The sequence below is a fragment of the Streptosporangium sp. NBC_01810 genome, assembly GCF_035917355.1.
Lineage (GTDB): Bacteria > Actinomycetota > Actinomycetes > Streptosporangiales > Streptosporangiaceae > Streptosporangium.
The window spans coordinates 7,857,210-7,875,713 of sequence record NZ_CP109070.1; the positions used below are offsets into that span (position 1 = coordinate 7,857,210).

Consider the following 18,504-nt stretch of genomic DNA (forward strand, 5'->3'; position numbering starts at 1 on the left):
GGGCACCCCTGCTCAAAGGAGAGAACCGCGGATGAACCGCAACACGATCGCCGCTGCACTGATTGCCCTCGGCGCCGTCCTGGCCGCGCCCGTAGCTGCCGGCCCGGCCCACGCGGCGCTCCCAACTGACCTCGTTGGCGATCTGGTTAACAGGATCACGGGCTCCAGCGACTCGCCCCCCGATGATCACGAGCCTCGCGACGCCAACTCCGACAGCAAGTCCGACAGTGACTCCGACAGCAAGTCCCGCTCCGACAGCAAGTCCGACAGTGACTCCGACAGCAAGTCCCGCTCCGACAGCAAGTCCGACAGTGACTCCGACAGCAAGTCCCGCTCCGACAGCAAGTCCGACAGTGACTCCGACAGCAAGTCCCGCTCCGACAGCAAGTCCGACAGTGACTCCGACAGCAAGTCCCGCTCCGACAGCAAGTCCGACAGCAAGTCCGACAGTGACTCCGACAGTGACTCCGACAGCGACTCCCGCTCCGGCAGCTCCGGCAGCTCCGGCAGCTCCGGCAGCTCCGACGACGACGACGACGACAACGACAACGATGACGACGGCAACGACAACGACGACAACGACAACGACTAGGGGGCCGTGGAAGGTAGCGAGGGCGGTGAAGGACTTCGTGACCGACGCCTGCGGCACCCCGGTTCACGTCCTGCCCGACGACAACCGGCCCCGCCCAGCGCTCTCGCAGGTAACCCGCCCCCCTGCCCCCCAGGGCAGTTTTCAGGGGTTGTGGCGGCACCCGTCAGGGCTGCCTAAAGCGCCTGCTGAACCTGAAAGCTCGACGTGACACGCGATCATGCCTCTGACCTGCAGTGACAGGCGCGTTCTGCGTAACGTCGACCTTTGATCATCAGTAGGTCGCAGATCAGGAGGGGTCTAGAAAGCTAGGTGGAGGGTCTGGAAACTAGACCCTCCTCGCCTAGATCTAGACCCCGTGGCGGGTCCTAAACGCTGCTCTAGGCCCTCTCCAGCGCCCTCAGCACGTCGCCCCGCGGTAGCCCGTTACGGTTCCGGCCGCCCACGCCAAGCTGCCTTGGAGCCACGCCGAACGGGTGCAACTCATCGGCGAGCCGGGCCGCGTGCCCACACGTACGGGCTCCACCGCGACCTGGGCCAGGCCGACGTCGGCACCAGTGGCGAAGTCCAGACGCTTCCCGGCTGCTTTCACCGCGGGGATGCGGGCCGGGCAGAGGGGGCGGCCCGCAGAGATGGTCGCGTGGATGGTGCCTGTGGTGCGGGCCTGCAGGTTCACGGGAAGAAAGGTGTGAGCCGATCATCCAGAAGGCCTCCGCTCGCCGGTCGAGTGGAGGCCTTCTCCAGTTCGTGCGAGATGCATGTCACCTCGCACGGTCACCTCGCACGGTCGGCTTGCCGCGATTGGCTGCCTCGTATGCTCCGGAGCCGAGCACGCTGCTAACGGCCGTCCAAGACGTCGGCGAGGATTTTTGCCCGTATTTCCGCCCGTATCAGGAAGGCGAAGGTCATGATCATTCATGACGGGAGCGGGCCGGATCATCCTCCCGTCGCGTAGTGGGACGACGACCTGTGGTGACCGGTTCTGTCCGCGAGTGGGAGAGTTCCGGTACCTGGCGGCTTTTCCGGCTCGCCGTCCTCAGAGTGGTGAGTTGTCTGGTTGGAGGCAGGTAGGCATGGCCATTCCGGGGGGTGTGACACTGGGTGACGTATTTCGGGTTAAATGCGCAGGTCGCGACAGTCAGAGGGCCGTCCAGTTAGCAATGCGTGGCGTTTGAGTAATCGCACCATGCGCTGGCCAGGGGCAATGTGCTTTTCGCCGGTCATCGATGACATCGGCGGCCTCGTCGGGGCTCCAGACCCGGTTTGCTCAGTCATCGCGATGCCTGCAGCATAGGCGTGGCTTTCCTGGAAGAATCGGCGGGGCGGCTAGAGTAAGTGCGTCACCATGGTCAACGGGATCAGCGGCAATACGACACCGTGCGGCCGAGGATTGACGCGAGCGGAGGCGTGATGGCTCGAAGGTCGACGGTCCAGCGTGATCCCCGGATCGCTGGCGACCCTGAGCTGTCGGCATACCCGGACTTCCCCGACGACCCCGATCTCGGACGCGCCCCGGCGCGCGGGCGGGGCGCGTCGCGTGGTCGCTGGTCCGGTGGAGGCGGTCGCTGGCTGGTGTGGACCGGCCGCGCCGTGCTCTGGGCGCTGATAGTCGTCATCGTCGTGAACGGGGTCCGCGCACCCTTTGAGCGCTTCACCCAGCAGAACGCCCCCTCGGGCGCGGCGCCCGCCTCCGCGGACGGATTCCCCGCCGCCCAGGGGTCCGCCTTCGCGACCCAGTTCGCCGAGGTCTACCTGAACTTCGACGGGGCCCGGCTTGAGGAGAGGAAGTCGCGGCTCGTCCCCTACCTGCCCGAAGGCACGGAGCCGCAGTTCGGCTGGGACGGTTTCGGCCGGATGAGCGCCGGCGCGGTGCAGCCGTACGGGATCGAGGTCGTCGACACGGACAACGCGGTCGTCACCGTCCTCTACCAGTCGGACGACCGCCGCCAGCTCCTGTCGGTGCCCATCTACCACGACCGGTCCACGAAGAGGTTCGTCGTCGCGGGGCGCCCGGGCATCCTGCCGGCGCCGAAGGCGGCGAGCCTGCCGCCCAAGGCCGCACCCGACCGTGACCGCGCCGCGGAGCAGGAGCTGCGCACCCCGCTGGAGGACTTCTTCAAGGCCTACGCGGCGAGCGACACCGCCTCGCTGCAGCGTTACGCCGACGCCGGGATCACCCTGGAGGGGTTCGGCGGCGCGTTCACCTTCCTGCAGCTCAAAGAGCTCGCCGTGCCCCTTCCCGGGGGGGCCACCCGCGAGGTGACCGCGACGGTCCTGTGGGGCGTGCCGTCGAAGGCGAGGCAGTCCACCGAACCGGAACCCGCCGATCCCGGCCAGATGGAAGGCAAGCTCGAGCAGGCCTACCTGCTCACCGTGGTCAAGCAAGGCGACAAGTGGTTCGTCAAGGATATTCGCGGTGCATATCGATCTGTGGCGAGGTAACACATGATCGAATGGTGCCGGTCCACGGTGAGCAGACCCCCCCTGATCGACGAGCCGCCGGTTCGGGTTCGCGCGCGAGTGCGTCGCGGGCCCGTCGCCGCCAGGAGGCCGCGATCGTGAGTACGGAGGACAAGAAGTGATTCTCAAGACCATGCTGCTGAGCGCCATGGAGTTCGCTCAGCCCACAGCCCCTCCGGCAGGCGTCAACACAGAGGGCCTCGCTGACTTCCTCCGCAGTTTCTTCGCGCCGCTCTTCCTCGTCATCGTCTCGGTGGTGGCCCTCTTCTTCCTCTTCACCCGTGAGATCACCAGATTCGTTCAGTTCATCATCCTGGCGATCGCCATCGGAGTGATCTTCTACGTGCCGAACATCATCGAGGTGACTGCCAAGGCGATTGCGGGCGCACTGGGCATCTCGGGGGGTTGAGACCGCCTCCAAACGGTCAAACAAGGAGAGGCGGAAAGGAGGATCACGTGGATCTGCCCACGTACACCAATATCTGGAGGATTGAGAAGCGGCTCTACAAGCTGTACGACCTACGGCTGCCGACGCCGCTCCCGATCGTCTGGATCGGTGGATTCGTGGGAGTGCTGGCCCCGTGGTCGCTCCTGCTCTACCTGCTCGGCCTGCCGTTCGCGGCCCCCTGGCATGTGCTTTACCTGGTGCCGCCCGGTGTCGTCACCTGGCTCTCCACCCGGCCGGTGATCGAGAGCAAGAGGCTCACCGAGCTGCTCCAGTCGCAGATGCGCTATGTGGGTGAGCCGCGTACCTGGTGCCGGATGGCTCCCATCTCCGAGCCCGCCGAGGTCACGTTGAACGGCCGGATCTGGCGGGCCGCGCCGCGGCCCGCGTCGGTCCGGGTCAGGGCGTCGCGCAAGGCCCGCCACGCCCAGTCCAAGCGTGCCGCCGCACGCTCGCGCGAGGTACGTCCAGCCGTGGCCGCCGCGGCTGCTGCGGCAGCCGCGGCCCCGGTCGCCCGCGAGCGCGTCGCCTGGGGTGAGGCCCGCGCACTCCGTCAGGGCACCGCCCCGGCTCTCACCCAGACCGCGGCGGCCGAGCCGTCCCCGGCGGGCGTCCCCGTCGTCCCCGTCATTTCCGCGGTGCCCCGCGCGTCCCTGCCTGTCGCGCCCCAGGAGTCCGGTCCCGCCGAGCTTGCCGCCTCCATGCCGGACACGCCGGTCCGGGGTCCGCTCACCGGCGGCTCTTTGGGCCGGTCCGAGGCTCAGACGGACCGTGCTCCCGCCGCGACCGGGCCTGTTTCCCGGGGGGAGGAGGCTCCGGCGGCGCCCGATGCGCCCGACGCGCCCGACGCTCCGGCCGCTCCGATCAGCACCGAGGCGCTACGGCGCCTGCGCAGGCTCGCCGCCTCCGCCGGGGCCCAGCGCGCCGCCCCGCCCGCGCCCCCCGTGCCTTCTGAGCCCCCCGTGCCTTCTGAGCCTGCGGTGCCTTCTGAGCCTGCGGCGGCGTCCGAGCCCGACGCGCCTTCCGAGCCCGAGGCGTCTCCGGAGATCTCCGTGCCGGCTTCGCGCTCTCCCGTTCGGGGGCGCCCCGAGGCCCCGGCCGTGCCGACGCCCTCGCCCTCGGCTCCGGAGTCGGTCCGGGCGGAGACACCCGCCACGGGCCGGGCGATGTCCGCCGAGGGGCCCGCCGAGAGGCCGTCCTTCGTGTCCGACCCCGTGGAGAAGCCCTCTGCCCCGGCCGTTCCGTCCTTCGTGCCCAGGTTCGTCGGGCCGGCGTCGGCCGGGCGCCATGACGCGGAGGCGGCCGGACTCTCACCGGACGAGGAGAGCGCGCGTCGCCGGCACCGCAGGGGGCAGCCCGCGCCGATCGGGCGGTCGGCCGACACCTCGAAGGCGTGGCCGCCTGAGCGGGTCACCGGGGAGCAGGCGGGCCCAGGCGTCCCGGAGGAGGCCGATGTCCAGGCAGGCGCCGGCAGGGCGGCCAACATGTCGATCCGCGCGGTCCCTTCCGGGTCGGCGAAGGCCGATCCGGTGGCCCCCGTGGTGCCGGTGCCCACCTCCTCGGGTGGCGAGGCGGCCAGGGTACGCCGGGTGGAGTCGGTGGTCGGCCGGGACTCCTCGGGCGGCTGGCGGCGACTGGCCCAGGTGGTGATCGGGCCGGGAGGCGGTGGCCGTACGGACGGCTCGGAGGTCGACGAGGCCCGGGCCAGGGCGGTGTTCAGCGGCAGCCGCCGGGTGGTGGTGCTGGGATGCACGGGCGGCGCCGGGCAGACCACGACCGCGCTCATGCTCGGCCACACCCTCGCCCGCTACCGGGAGGACCGGATTCTCGCGGTCGACGCCGGCGCCGGCTCCCACGCCCTGTCCAGCCGGATCCAGGGCGAGTCGCCCGAGACCCTGAGCTCCCTGCTCGCCGGCCTCGACAACGTCCAGGGATATCTGGGCATGCGCGCCTACACCAGTCGCTGCGCCTCGGGGCTTGAGGTTCTCGCCGGAGACAGCGACGCCGGTGCCGAGCAGCGCCTGTCCGACCGCACGCTCTTCTCCGATCGGCGGCTCGGCCAGACGATGGACACGCTCGACCGGTACTACAAGATGATTGTCATGGACCCGGCGGCGGCCCTGGCCGCACGGGTCCTCCCCTACGCGGATCAGCTTGTCCTCGTCGTCCCGGCCAGCGAGGACGGGCCTGACGCGGTGGCCATGACCTACGAGTGGCTCGACGGGCACGGCTGCGCCGACCTCCGTCGCCGGGCGGTCATGGTTGTCAACGGGGTGAGCCGCCGCAGCATGGAGGACGTGGAGCAGGCGGAGGCGGTCGCGCGGGGCAGGTGCCGGGCGATCGTCAGGGTCCCCTGGGAGGACGCACTGGCCCCCGGCAGGGCCGATCGGGTGGAACCGTCCCACCTGAGGGCGCCGGGCCGCCGGGCGTACCTCGCCCTGGCGGGCGTCGTCGTGGCGGGCTTCGGAACGGTGCAGGCGAGTCGACCCAGCGAGGAGGAACTAGCTCAGTGATCCCCCGGGCGCGAGAAGACGTGGTGAACGGGCGTGACGAGGTGCGGGTGAGTGGGTGGGCCAGAGGCCGCGCGGGCAGGGCCGTACGACCGGTGGGGGAGGGCCTGTGAGTCGTGCGTCCCGAGCGCGCAGCCGCCTCGCCGTCCGGTACTTCGACGACCGGATCCTGCTGACCGAGTCGTCGGTCTGGGCCTATTTCAGGCTTCCCACCGTGAGCTACGAGTTCATCACTCCCGAGGAGCGGGAGGCGCTGGCCACCAACATCACGATCGCGCTGGCCGCCATCCGGATGCCGGACGCCGAGGTGCACCTGCGGGTGGCGCACCGCACCTATCCGGCCGCCGAATGGGCGATGGCGCTGAACGCCACCTCCGACGAGGGCCCCGGCTGGCGCGACTACCTCGAGGACATGTACCGGCACGTCTGGGCCAAGGACTTCTGGACCAAGGAGGTCTACCTCGGCGTGCGGCTCGGCACGCGTGGCAGGCAGCTGGGCGCCGGGGTCCTCTCCCAGCTCTTCGGCTTCTACCAGCGCAGCGAGAAGGCACTGGGCATCGAGGACGACCACGTCCCCAAGGCGGAGATCGCCAAGTGGTCCGAGCAGGCGGAGCGGCTGGGCAGGGCACTGTCGGCCAGCGCCCTGTACGCCAGGCACGCCACCTCCGTCGAGCTCGCCTGGCTGTTCCAGCACGCCACGACCGGCTCCCTCGGCGACCCTCCGGCCTCGGCCAGCCCCAAGCGGCGGTGGGGGCAGGGGGAGATCGAGTCCCTGGTCGAGGGGCAGATCCACAACGGCAGGGCGCTGCTCCGGATCGAGCAGCCGCACGGCGACTCCTACGTGGCGCACATGTCCTTCGCCCGCTTCCCCGACCTGATGCCCTTTCCCGACGGCGAACCCTGGATGCACTTCGCCGACCAGCTGCCCTTCCCGGTGGAGATCAGTTCGAGGATGCGGCTGATCCCGCCGGTCAAGGCGAGCAAGGACGTGGCGCGCCAGCTCGCCCATGCCCGTGACATGGACATCCACATCCGCGAGGCCGGGGCGGAGGCGCCGCTGGCCCTGGCCGAGCAGATCGACGCGGCCCGGATGCTGGAGCACGGCATCACCAAGGAGCGCCTGCCGTTCGTGTACGGCTGGCACCGGCTGATCGTGTCGGCCCCGACCGAGGAGATCTGTGTGCAGCGGGTCGAGGCGGTCGTGGAGCACTACCGCGACATGGGCATCGACATCGTCAACTCCACCGGCGACCAGTTCTCGCTGTTCTGCGAGACGCTGCCGGGCGAGCGGGTCAGGGTCAACGCCTACGCGCAGCGGCAGCCGCTGCGCACCATCGCGGGCGGCATGGCCACCGCCACCGTCGACCTGGGCGACCGGACGGACGAGGGCGGCTCGGGCTGGATGGGCCCGTACGTCGGGGAGACCCTGGGCCGGGCGCGCAGCATCGTGCACTTCGACCCGCTGGTGGCGGCGACGCGTAACCGGCCGACGGCCATCGCCATCACCGGCGAGCCGGGTGGCGGCAAGACCACGCTGGCGCTATTGATGATCTATCAGATGGCGCTGCGCGGGGTGACGGTCGCGGTCATCGATCCCAAGGGCGACGCCGACTCGCTGGTGCAGCTGCTGCGGAAGCGGGGCAGGAAGGCGCGGATCATCCCGCTCGGTTCCGCGGCGCCGGGCCTGCTCGACCCGTTCTCCTTCGGCGACGATCTCGCGGCCAAGAAGACGATGGCCACCGAGACCCTGCGCCTGCTGCTGCCGCGCATGTCGGAGGAGCGCGAGTCGGCGATGATCCAGGCGGTCGCCGCGGTCTCCAACGCCGAGGACCCGTCGCTGGGCAAGGTGGTCGACTTCCTTGAGCAGACGGACGACGCCGCTTCCAAGAACCTGGGCGCGGTGCTCCGCTCCATGTCCGACATGCATCTGGCCAGGCTCTGCTTCGACCCCTCGGGCGGTGACCAGATCGACACCGAAGGCTGGACCACCGTCTTCACCCTGGGCGGTCTGACCCTGCCCGACGCCTCCACCGGCCGCGACGACTACTCCTACGAGCAGCGGCTGTCGGTGGCGCTGCTCTACCTCGTCGCGCAGTTCGCGCGGGGGCTGATGAACGGCCTGGACCGGCGGACCCCCAAGGCGATCTTCCTGGACGAGGCGTGGGCGATCACCTCCACTCCCGAGGGCGCCAAGCTGGTGCCCGAGGTCAGCAGGATGGGCCGCTCCCGCAACACGGCGCTGGTCCTGGTCTCGCAGAACGCCGGTGACCTGCTGAGCGAGCAGGTGACGAACTGTCTCTCCTCGGTGTTCGCGTTCCGCTCCACCGAACGGGTCGAGGTGGAGCACGTGATGGCGCTCCTCGGCGTCGAGGCGTCCGAGGAGCACAAGGCGGTGCTGCGCTCGCTCGGTAACGGCGAGTGCGTCTTCCGGGATCTGGACGGCCGAGCGGGCCGTATCGGGGTGGACCTGATCTCGGACGAGCTGCTGCGCTGGCTGGATACGAATCCTACCCGCGACAAACCCGACGAGAAAGTGCATGATCTTCCTGGGGGCGACAGAGTCGGTAGGCCGGGGGCTGCGGCGCTGGAGGTGCGGTCATGATGGGCTCCCGCAAGGGGCTTGGGATTTTTCGCGAAAGAGGTGCCCGCAAGGGCTCCCGCAGGGGAAGGCTGGGCCGGCGGATCGCCATCGGGCTGGTGGCGCTGGCGGCGTTCCTCGCGCTGCCGCTGGTGTTCCCCGACGACACGTCCACGGCCGTCGCCGCGGCTCCCTGCGACATGTCGCCCGACCTGTCCCCTGACATCGTCGCGGGAGGTGTGGACGGCCTGATCAAGCCGCCGGTTCCCGACCCCGCGCAGCCGGGTGCCCAGGCGGCGGCCCCGGTGGCTCAGGGCAACTACGCGACCTACGGCATGAGCGGCCAGTTCTGGCACACCCACCTGCTCGGCTGTGACGACATCGCGGCGGTGATGGGCAACGCGATGGCCAACACGGTCTTCCTGTGGGCCAAGGCGCTGGACCGGCTGACCATCACCACCTACCAGGCGGCGGCCACCGAGGGCCCGCTGGAGTCGATCAAGAACGTCGTCGACGACATGGTGGTCCGCCTGGCCGATGCCATGTACTGGCCGTACCTGCGGCCGCTGGTGATCCTGGGCGCCATCTGGCTGGCCTGGTACGGGCTGATCCGCAAGCGTGCCACCACCACCGCCGAGGGCGTCATCTGGATGGTCCTCGCGGTCACCGTGGCCGTCTGGTTCTTCAGCCGTCCCGGCGACCTCACCGGGCTGGGCAAGGTCGTCACCGACAAGACCGGCGAGGTGATCAACTCGGCCTTCTCCGGGCTGCCCGGCGCGGGCGGTACCTCCTGCCTGCCGAGCAAGGGTGACACCAACCCGCAGGTCCAGGGCGGCGGGTACGGCCAGAGCGGCGTGCCCGGCGTCGACCAGAACTCCGACGCGCTCTGGTCCACCCTGGTCTGCAAGCCGTGGCTGATGGGCCAGTTCGGCACGGCCGACGCCGACGCCCCGGTCATCAAGACGTTCGGTGCCAGACTGCTGGAGATCCAGACGATCGACGCGGCCGAGCTGAAGGCCCAGCAGATGCCCGAAGCGGGATCTCATCAGGCACGATATGAGACAGAGGTCGCCGACAAGCTGCAGAACACGCCGATCTTCCCCCTTTTCCAGGGCAAGGACTGGACGAACCGGCTGGGGGTCGCGATCGGTGCCCTCATGGCCGCGGTGGTCGCGGGACTGCTGATCTTCCTGGTGGCGGTATCGCTGCTGGTCCTCAAGGTCGGGTTCCTGCTGCTGCTGATCCTCGCGCCGGTCTTCCTGCTGATCGGCGTCCACCCGGGATCCGGGCGGATCATCGCCATGCGCTGGGTGGAGATGCTGATCGGCACGTTGCTCAGACAGGCGGTGCTGGCCCTCGTCCTGGGTGTGCTCGTGTACGGCTACGCATTGATCATCTCCACCGCGATGCCGTGGGGCATGCAGGTCATGTTCATGGCGATCCTGACGATCGCGGTGTTCTTCTACCGGCGCCCCTTCCAGCACCTGTTCGCCTCCATGGACGGGCACACGCTCACCACCCGGATGCTCGGCGACGCGGCCACCGCGCCGACCCTGCAGCGGGCCGCGTCCGCGCTGCCGCCGGTCGCGGCGGCCAGGGTGGGCCGCTGGGGCATGCGCAAGGCGGAGCCGATGCTCCAGGCTGCCGCGATGGCCGGCGGAGCCTCCGTCGGCGCTGCCGCCGCCGCGGTCGCCCAGGGCAGGGGCCGCGGTGAGGACGGTGGCGCCACGCCGGCCACCCCATCGGGCACTCGGGTCCCGGTCGGCGCGCAACCGGCGCCGCTCGACACCGACGCCCAGGCGGCGGGGCGGCGCAAGGGCGCCGGCCGCGTCACCGCGGCCCGCTCGGGCGCGGCGCCACCGCTCAACCTCTCCGGCGCCGGCACGGGAGGCGGCGCGCCCCCCACCAGGTCCGGAGGTTCCTCCGGACGCGGCTCCGGTGGCTGGTTCGGCGGCCCTTCCGGCGGCTGGGCGCCGCAGGGCGGCCCGGTCTCAGGCTCGGGCGGCAGGTCCTCCTCAGGAAACGGGTCGTCCTCGGCGGGCAGGTCGTCCGGCCCCTCGGCGGTCAGGCCCTCCGCGCCGTCCTCGGGTTCCTCGGGTGGCGGCCGGTCGGGTGGGAGCATCTTCGGCGGCTCCTCGCGAGGCGGCTCCGGCTCCGGCTCGGGGGCGCGTAACGGCGGCTCCTCCCGTGGCTCTTCGGGGTCCAAGGGCTCCGGGTCGGGCGGTTCGAGGTCGGGCGAGAGCATCTTCGGCGGCTCACGGAACTCCTCCGGTGGTTCGCGGAACCGGGACGCCTCGGGCAGGTCGTCCGAGGCGCCCCCACTCTGGATCACCAGGCGCGCGGAGCGCGGCGGGGACGCCGGTGAGCCGCCACCGTTCTGGCTCCGCCCGTCCAACCCGGACAGGGACTGACGTTGATCGAGGGAGGCAACCGGCGGGGAGCCGTCTTCGCGGTGCTGGTCGTGGTGCTCGCCGTGGTCGGCATCTACCTGACCATGTGGCCGGAGAGCGATGACGAGGTGGGGGACCAGACAGAGCCGGCGAGCGTCACCCGTACCGTGGCGTCAGGACAGGAGCCGGCCGTGGAGCCGGCGCGCCCGGCGGCGACGGCCAGCAACGCGCCCTTCGACGTCTACGCCTACCTGCCGATGACCAAGCAGGAGCTGGCGGCCGCCGCCGACTACGCGCAGCGCTTCACCGCCGAGTACGGCACGTTCAGCTACGACGAGGACCCGGCGGTCTACGGCGACCGCCTCAGGGGTTACACCACGGCGGAGTTCTCCGGGGCGCTGCTGCGTACGGTCACCTCGCCGGGCACCGTCGAGGCGAACAGGGCCGACGAGATCGTCTCGGTCGGCGCGGCGAGGGTGAAGGGGATCCGGCAGATCGACAGCGCCTCGGTGGTGTTCGTGGTCGTCGGCACCCAGAACGTCACGGCCAAGAGCGGGGTGAACGAGCGGACCGCGGAGTACGCCGTCACGCTCATCCAGGTCGGCGCCGAATGGCGGGTCCACGACCTCCAGCCGGCGGATTCCGGCCAGGAGGGAGACGACCAGCCTTCCGAGACCGGTGCGACCGGATGAACGGCGGAACCCCATGAGGGACAACAGACACCTCCGCCTCGCGCTGGTCCTCGGAGTCGCCGCGCTCTGCATGATCACGCTGGTCATGGCGCCGATGATGATGATCAGCGGGTTTCCCTCATTCCCCTCCATCACCGGGCAGGCGCAACCCGACTGCGGGGAGAACGCTCAGACGGTGGGTGACGAGTCGGAGACCGCGACGTCCGACATCCCCGAGGAGTATCTGAAGCTCTATCGCGAGCACGGGCAGAAGGTCGGCGTGCAGTGGAACGTGCTCGCCGGGGTCGGCAAGCGCGAGACCGACCACGGCCGCTCCACCCTCCCCGGCGTGCGCGGCGGCGTCAACTACGCCGGCGCCGCCGGGCCGATGCAGTTCCTCATCAGCACCTGGGGCGGCAAGGCCAAGATCAAGATTCCGTCCACGTTCAACGGCTATGCCTCCGACGGCGACGGAGACGGCTGGGCCGACGTGTACAACCCGGCTGACGCCATCCTAGGTGCGGCGAAGATGCTGAAGCGGAACGGCGCGCCGGAGGACGTACGGCGTTCGCTGTTCGTCTACAACCGTGCCTGGTGGTACGTCGACCAGGTCATGGAGATCGCCAAGAAGTACGCCAAGGACGGCGAGGTCACCACCCCGCCCGAGGCGGACGACAGCTGCGACGAACCCATGCTGGAGGCGGCGCCGACAGGCACGGTGGCCGGGATCCTCCAGTACGCGCTGGCCCAGCGCGGTAAGCCCTACATCTGGGGCGGCACGGGGCCCGCCGGCTACGACTGCTCGGGGATCATCTACATGGCCTACCGGAGCGTCGGCCTGAGCATCCCGCGGACCACGTTCGTCCAGTGGCCGTTCGGCGTGAAGATCTCCGCGGGGCAGGAGCAGGCGGGTGATCTCGTCTTCTTCAACGCCGGTCCCGGCACCGGCCCGAACCGTCCGGGGCATGTGGGCATGGTGGTGTCACCGGGCAAGATGATCGAGGCGAGATGCCGGCTGTGCGGGCCGATCAAGGTCACCACCTACCGGGAACGCACCAACATCATGGGATACACCCGCCCGCTGCAACACCCCCAGGTACTCGCGCAACTCAAGTTGAGGGAGCAAGGCTGACAGAATCGGATGCCATGGAAAAGGTCGTTGTGGGCGCCGCGATCATTGACGGCCAGGGCAGGCTGCTCGCCGCCCAGCGCGCCGACCCTCCCGAGCTGGCCGGTGGCTGGGAACTGCCGGGAGGCAAGGTCGATCCCGGTGAGGACGAGCACACGGCGCTGGTCAGGGAGTGCCAGGAGGAGCTTGGCGTACTGATCGAGGTGGGCGAGCGGGTCGGCGGCGACTGGGCGCTCGCCGGCGGCTACGTGCTGCGGATCTGGCTCGCGGTGATCGCCGAGGGCAGGCCGGAGGCCAGGGAGCACCTGGAGCTGCGCTGGCTGAAGGTGGACGAGTTCTACGACGTGGCGTGGCTTCCCGCGGACCTTCCAATCGTGCGGGCGGTACAAGGTCGCCTCAACGATGGGCAAGGTCGGTTCAATAAGGATTGATCGACTCCGCACCGTGACATAACTGCTACTGGACGTGGCGATGTTGCGTGTCCGTACCCGGGGAACGGAGATATGCGGTGACCGTATGGTGGCGTGGTACTCGGATCGTTTCGGCAGTCGGGGCGGGGGTGCTCATCCTCGGCGGGGCCTCAGGGGTGTACGCCGCCCAGATGGCCGAGCCGGCCGAGCTGCCCCTCGATCTGGCCGCCGCCGACCCCGGTACGTGGTCGCGGTGGAGCCACGCCGACGAGGCGATCCGTTTCCGCATCCGCCTGCGAGGGCCGGGCGCCGGCGCGCGGCTGGCGGTTGTGACGACCCCCGCCGATGCCCTCAGGAGCATCGAGTGCCCGGCGGCGACCAGGCCCGCGACACCGCTCCCCAAGGGGACGGCGGTCTGCGCGGTCGGTGACCTGCCCGCCGAAGGCGGGCTCGTCGACGTGCTGCTCGCCGTGCCGGAGCGCCCGCGGGACGTCACACTGACCGCCATGGCCCGGATGCGCGGACCCGGTGGCGAGACGGTGCAGCAGGGGCAGGGCACGCTCAGGGGCTCGGATGTGGTGACGCGGCAGGTGCGGGGCGCGGTCGAGAGCCCGGACGTGGTGACGCGGCAGTTCCGGGGCGCGGTCGGAAGCCCGGATGTGGTGACGCGGCAGGTCCTGGGCGCCGTCGAGAGCCCGGAGACGCCGGAGCTCGCCCGCGCAGAGAGGGAGGTCGGACCGGCTCTACCCGGCTCCGCCCTGTCCGGGCCCGTCTCCGGTGTGAACACCGGGACGTCACACGGCGCCTCCGGTGCTCCGGGTGCTCCGGGAGTGCCGGGAGTGCCGGGAGTGTCCGGCCCTTCCAGGATCTACCTGGCTGATGCTCCGCTGTCCCTGCCCGCGGATCCGCACCCGGGAGTGGAGACGCTCGGTGCCGCCGACCTGGTTCTCGACGCCCCCCGGACGATCGGGGAGAGGGGCTGGGTTCCGAAGGTCGCCCCCGGCGCCTCGAAGGTGGAGAAGGTCGAGCAGCGCACGCTGGCGTTCCTTTTTGATGTGCTGGAAAGGTCGTCCGTCCCGGAGGCGCCGAGGTCGGTCGTGGCAGGCACGGGTACGGGCGCCGGTACGGGTGGCGGCTCCGGTGCGAGCGCGGGTGCGGGCGTGGACGGGAGCGCGGCCGTGCCCTCGGCCCCGGTGGCTCCCGCTGTCCCGGTTCGGCCGGGAACGAGGCTTCCCGCCGACGCTGCCGCCTCGGGCGTTGTGCCGGGAACGCGGCCTTCCGCCGACGCTGCCGCCTCGGGCGTTGTGCCGGGAACGCGGCCTTCCGCCGACGCTGCCGTCCCGGGCGTTGTGCCGGGAACGCGGCCTTCCGCCGACGCTGCCGTCCCGGGCGTTGTGCCGGGAACGCGGTCTCCCGCCGGTGCTGCCGCCTCGGGCGTTGTGCCGGGAACGCGGCCTTCCGCCGACGCTGCCGTCCCGGACGTCGTGCCGGAGACGAGTGGCGGTGTGTCCGGCCATGACCCGGCCGCCGCCGTACCGAAGCCGGCGAGAATACCTGGGGAGCATGTTCTTCAGGGGCAGAACGGCAGGAACCGTCCGGTCATGGGTTCTCACACGGGACGCGGGGCAGCCGGACGGAAGGTGTCCGGGAAGCAGCGGGCGGCCTGCCGGTCCGGCGCGCGCCGCCAGGGAGCGGGCAGGTCGACGCTCGGGCCCATGGGACCCGGCTATCCGGGAGGCGGCCAGCAGGTGATCGGCAAGTCCGGAGCACGCCGCCCGATGGTGGTGCCCATGGGGCCGGGCTATCCGGGAGCCGCTCAGTGGCCGGCCGGACAACTCGTCCAGCCCGGGCAGGGCGTGCCCGGTCGGCTCGTTCAGCCTGGTCAGGGTGTGCCCGGTCGGCTCGCCCAGCCCGGTCAGCTCGGCGCGCGGCCACGGGGAATGGGGCAGCCGATGCTTCCGGGCTATCCGGGAGCAGGCCCGCAGGGAATGCCCGGTGGGCCTGGCGGGCCGCAGCGGGGAGCGGGCCGCCCGGCGGGCGGGCCTGTCGGTCCCGGCTACCCGGGGACCGGTTTCCCGGGGGCGGGACAACAGGTGCCTGTGGGGCAGCTGCCGGGCGGTCAGGCGCCCATGGTGCCGCCGCAGGTGCCGCCGCCCATGGGGCAGGTGCCGGGCGGTCAGGTGCCGCAGGTGCCGCCGCCCATGGGGCAGGTGCCGGGCGGTCAGGTGCCGCAGGTGCCGCCGACCTCCATGGGGATGGCGGGGGCGGGTCAGCTGCCCGGTCTCGGGAACGGCCTCCAGTTCCAGTTGCCGTCGGCGGGATCCTTCCCCGCCGCCGCGCAGGTTCCCGTGCCGCAGGACCCACGCCCGCAGGGGGCACCCCTCCCGCAGGATCTCGACGGTCCGAACACTCAGGTCCAGCCGGTCGCCGAGTCAAGCCCGCTGCTGACAGAGGTACGAGGCCTACCGGCGGTGGGAGCAGGGGTGGGGGCACTACTCGGTCTCCTCTGGCTGCAGAGGAGAATCCAGCGCCGCCGTCGTTCGCGACACGTTTTGTAAAAGGCGGTTTACTGTTACTTTTGCCCAACTAGTATTTCTTTGACGTGTTCATGGTTGACTGCGCGGAGGGCATCGGTGACGCGAGCACGGCTCGGGGCAGCTGTCTCCGCCGTTGTGATGTCTTTGGGGATCAGCGGTGCCTTCCTGCTCGCCGTGGCGCCGCTGACCGGTTCCTCCGCGGCCGGCGCGACGGTCAGGACGATGGTCGTCGACCCGTCGTCGATCCCAGGATGTGACGTCGATCCGGCGGGGCCCTGCGAGGAACCCACGCCGGTCGTCACGGTCACGGTCACCGAGGATCCCGGGGGCGGCACCTCGGAGACCCCGGTTCCGCAGCAGACCGTGACCACCACGGTGACCGTCCCACCGACGACGAAGCCTCCGAAGACCACGGCTCCGCCGCCCCCGCCGGAGACGACCGCTCCGCCGGCCCAGGAGAGCACGGCCCCGATCGCTCCGCCGGAGACCGAGGCCACCCCTCCGGCCTCCGAGGAGTCGGAGGTCCAGTTCCCGGTGAGCACCCCGTCGGCCACGCTTCCCTCCGCCGGGCCCTCACCGGGAGAGACCGGCACCATCGACGAGGGCGCCTCCAACTCCTCCGTGGCCGAGATCCGCAACGCGGGCTCCGAGTTCGACGGGGCCACGCTGAGCCGCCAACTCGGTATCCCGGCGCTGATCCTGGTGCTGCTGGTGCTGTTCGCCGTCCTGATCTTCGAGGGCAGGTTGCGCCGCCTGGCCCACGCCGCGGCCATCCGCCGGGCCGGTCCCCGGGGGATGGCCCCCCGCGTCGACTCGATGGACCCGCTGGCCTACCACGGGGGTCCCGGCTACGCCGCCGGACCCGGTTTCGTCCCCGGCCCCTACCAGAGCGGTACGGCCTACGCGCCGATCATCAGCCTCGTGCCCATGCAGATGTACTCTCCGGTCTACCCCGAGGGCTACGTCCCCGGGCAGTACCCCTACGGCTACGAGCAGACGACGGCGTACATGCCCGCGCCCGGCTACGAGCAGCAGGTCACCGGCCACGGTGACCCGTACGGCCAGCAGGCCCCCCAGGGACAGGCGCCCTACGGCCCGGTGGACCAGGGCGGCCCGGCGGCGTTCCACGACACTCCGCCCTTCGGCCAGGGACCGCAGGGTGACCGGAGCCGGTCGGACCACCCCCAGGGCGACTTCCAGCCCTTCGGGCCCGAGTCGCAGGGTGCTCCGGGGCAAAACGCTCCGGGGCAGGGCGGCCCCGGTCAGGACGCCCCCGAGCAGGGTGGGTCGGGCGATCGTACGCAGCCGGGCTGGCAGGAGAACCCCGGAGCCCTCGGCCCCGAGCCTCGTGAAGGACGTTTCCCGCAGGGGAATGCCGAGTTTTCCGGGGCGCCGTTCCCGAAGGAGCCCGGCCGAGGCGGTTCGGGAGCTCACGGGGGTCCCTTCGGCGGGGTTCCCGGCGGTCCCGACGGCCTCGGTGGCGATCCGGCGACTCTGATCGGTCCCGGTGGTTCCGGGGCTTACGGTGGTTCGGGTGGTCCTGGGGCTCACGGTGGTTCCGGGGCTTACGGTGGTCCCGGTGGTCCCGGTGGTCCCGGCGCTTACGGTGGCCCCGGTAGCCGGCCGGATGCGGGCGAGCAGCCTCCCACGGAGCCGGCCTCGACGGCGGTCTACCCGCTCCCCGGTCAGGAGGTCGGCAAGAAGAAGCGCGGTCTCTTCCGCCGCTCCAGCTGACTGCCGCTCCAGTTGACCTCCGCTCCAGTTGACCTCCGCTCCAGTTGACCTCCGCTCCAGTTGACCTCCGCTCCAGCTGACCTCCGCTCCACCGACCTCTACCGGCCCGATGGCCGGTGGAGACGCTCCCGAGCCTCTGAAAGGATCCTCGCGATCATGTCGCCGGGCTGGGAGGCCGGTGAAGGCCGCGGGTTTGAGACTGTGAGGATGAAGGGGGCCGCCCGGCGCCCGGGGAAACACGACGGCGCCGCCCGGGGAGAGCCCGTGGGCGGCGCCGCTGTGAAGGGGGTCAGCTCTTCGAGCTGGAACGCTTGAAGATCTTGTTGCCCAGCCAGACCAGCGGATCGTACTTCCGGTCGATGACACGCTCCTTCATGGGAATCAGCGCGTTGTCAGTGATCTTGATGTGCTCGGGGCAGACCTCGGTGCAGCACTTGGTGATGTTGCAGTAGCCCAGACCGTGCTCCTCCTGGGCGGAGTCCTTGCGGTCGGCCACATCGTACGGATGCATGTCCAGCTCGGCGATCCGCATCAGAAAGCGCGGACCGGCGAAGTCGGGCTTGTTCTCCTCGTGGTCACGGATGACGTGACAGACGTTGTTGCACATGAAGCACTCGATGCACTTGCGGAACTCCTGGGACCGCTCGACGTCGATCTGCTGCATGCGGTATTCGCCCGGCTCCACGTCGGCCGGAGGAGTGAAGGACGGGATCTCCCTGGCCTTCTGGTAGTTGTACGACACGTCGGTGACCAGGTCCTTGATCACCGGGAACGTCCGCATGGGCGTCACGGTGATCGTCTCCTCCTCGGTGAAGGTGGACATCCGGGTCATGCAGCCGAGCTTCGGCCTACCGTTGATCTCCATGGAGCACGAGCCGCACTTGCCGGCCTTGCAGTTCCAGCGGACGGCGAGGTCGGGGGCCTGGGTCGCCTGGAGCCTGTGGATGATGTCGAGGACGACCTCGCCCTCGTTCACCTCGACGGTGAAGTCCTCAAGCTTGCCCTCGCCGCCCTCGCCCCGCCAGACGCGGAACTTCGCCTTGTAACTCAT

The 18,504-nt window shown here is 70.5% G+C and carries 12 protein-coding genes; 11 read left to right on the plus strand and 1 reads right to left on the minus strand.

From position 1 onward, the window contains the following. The first annotated feature begins 31 nt into the window (after positions 1-31). From OIE13_RS35580 to OIE13_RS35630, 11 genes are all read left to right on the plus strand, one after another. Entirely contained in the window at positions 32-592 is a 561-nt protein-coding gene (locus OIE13_RS35580) for a hypothetical protein (protein ID WP_326829339.1), read from the plus strand. A 1,407-nt stretch (positions 593-1,999) separates the two neighbouring features. Further along, positions 2,000-3,031, plus strand: a complete 1,032-nt coding sequence (locus OIE13_RS35585) for a conjugal transfer protein (RefSeq protein WP_326644719.1) — start codon at positions 2,000-2,002, stop codon at positions 3,029-3,031. 151 nt (positions 3,032-3,182) lie between these two features. Beyond that, a complete protein-coding gene (locus OIE13_RS35590) occupies positions 3,183-3,458 on the plus strand; it encodes a hypothetical protein (RefSeq protein WP_037970213.1) in 276 nt (91 codons plus the stop codon). Between the two features lie 47 nt (positions 3,459-3,505). Beyond that, complete coding sequence (locus OIE13_RS35595) at positions 3,506-6,007, plus strand: TcpE family conjugal transfer membrane protein (RefSeq protein ID WP_326829340.1); 2,502 nt, start codon at positions 3,506-3,508, stop codon at positions 6,005-6,007. A 106-nt stretch (positions 6,008-6,113) separates the two neighbouring features. Then, the gene (locus OIE13_RS35600) at positions 6,114-8,606 is read left to right on the plus strand and encodes an ATP-binding protein (protein WP_326644715.1); all 2,493 of its coding nucleotides are present in this window, start codon (positions 6,114-6,116) and stop codon (positions 8,604-8,606) included. Beyond that, complete coding sequence (locus tag OIE13_RS35605; protein WP_326829341.1) at positions 8,603-10,993, plus strand: type IV secretion system protein; 2,391 nt, start codon at positions 8,603-8,605, stop codon at positions 10,991-10,993. Before OIE13_RS35600 ends, OIE13_RS35605 begins: the two co-directional genes overlap by 4 nt. Before the next feature lie 2 nt (positions 10,994-10,995). After that, positions 10,996-11,664, plus strand: a complete 669-nt coding sequence (locus OIE13_RS35610; protein WP_326829342.1) for a hypothetical protein — start codon at positions 10,996-10,998, stop codon at positions 11,662-11,664. A 13-nt stretch (positions 11,665-11,677) separates the two neighbouring features. Further along, a complete protein-coding gene (locus OIE13_RS35615) occupies positions 11,678-12,775 on the plus strand; it encodes a C40 family peptidase (RefSeq protein WP_326644708.1) in 1,098 nt (365 codons plus the stop codon). 14 nt (positions 12,776-12,789) lie between these two features. Beyond that, positions 12,790-13,203, plus strand: coding sequence for a (deoxy)nucleoside triphosphate pyrophosphohydrolase (locus OIE13_RS35620; RefSeq protein ID WP_326644706.1), 414 nt, complete (start codon positions 12,790-12,792; stop codon positions 13,201-13,203). 77 nt (positions 13,204-13,280) lie between these two features. After that, positions 13,281-15,740: a hypothetical protein gene (locus tag OIE13_RS35625; RefSeq protein ID WP_326829343.1), complete on the plus strand. Its 2,460-nt coding sequence runs from the start codon at positions 13,281-13,283 to the stop codon at positions 15,738-15,740. A 117-nt stretch (positions 15,741-15,857) separates the two neighbouring features. Continuing rightward, positions 15,858-17,453: a hypothetical protein gene (locus OIE13_RS35630; protein WP_326829344.1), complete on the plus strand. Its 1,596-nt coding sequence runs from the start codon at positions 15,858-15,860 to the stop codon at positions 17,451-17,453. Positions 17,454-17,742: 289 nt separating this feature from the next. On the opposite strand, the gene OIE13_RS35635 is transcribed toward OIE13_RS35630, so the two are convergent. Further along, a complete protein-coding gene (locus tag OIE13_RS35635) occupies positions 17,743-18,504 on the minus strand; it encodes a succinate dehydrogenase/fumarate reductase iron-sulfur subunit (protein WP_326644700.1) in 762 nt (253 codons plus the stop codon).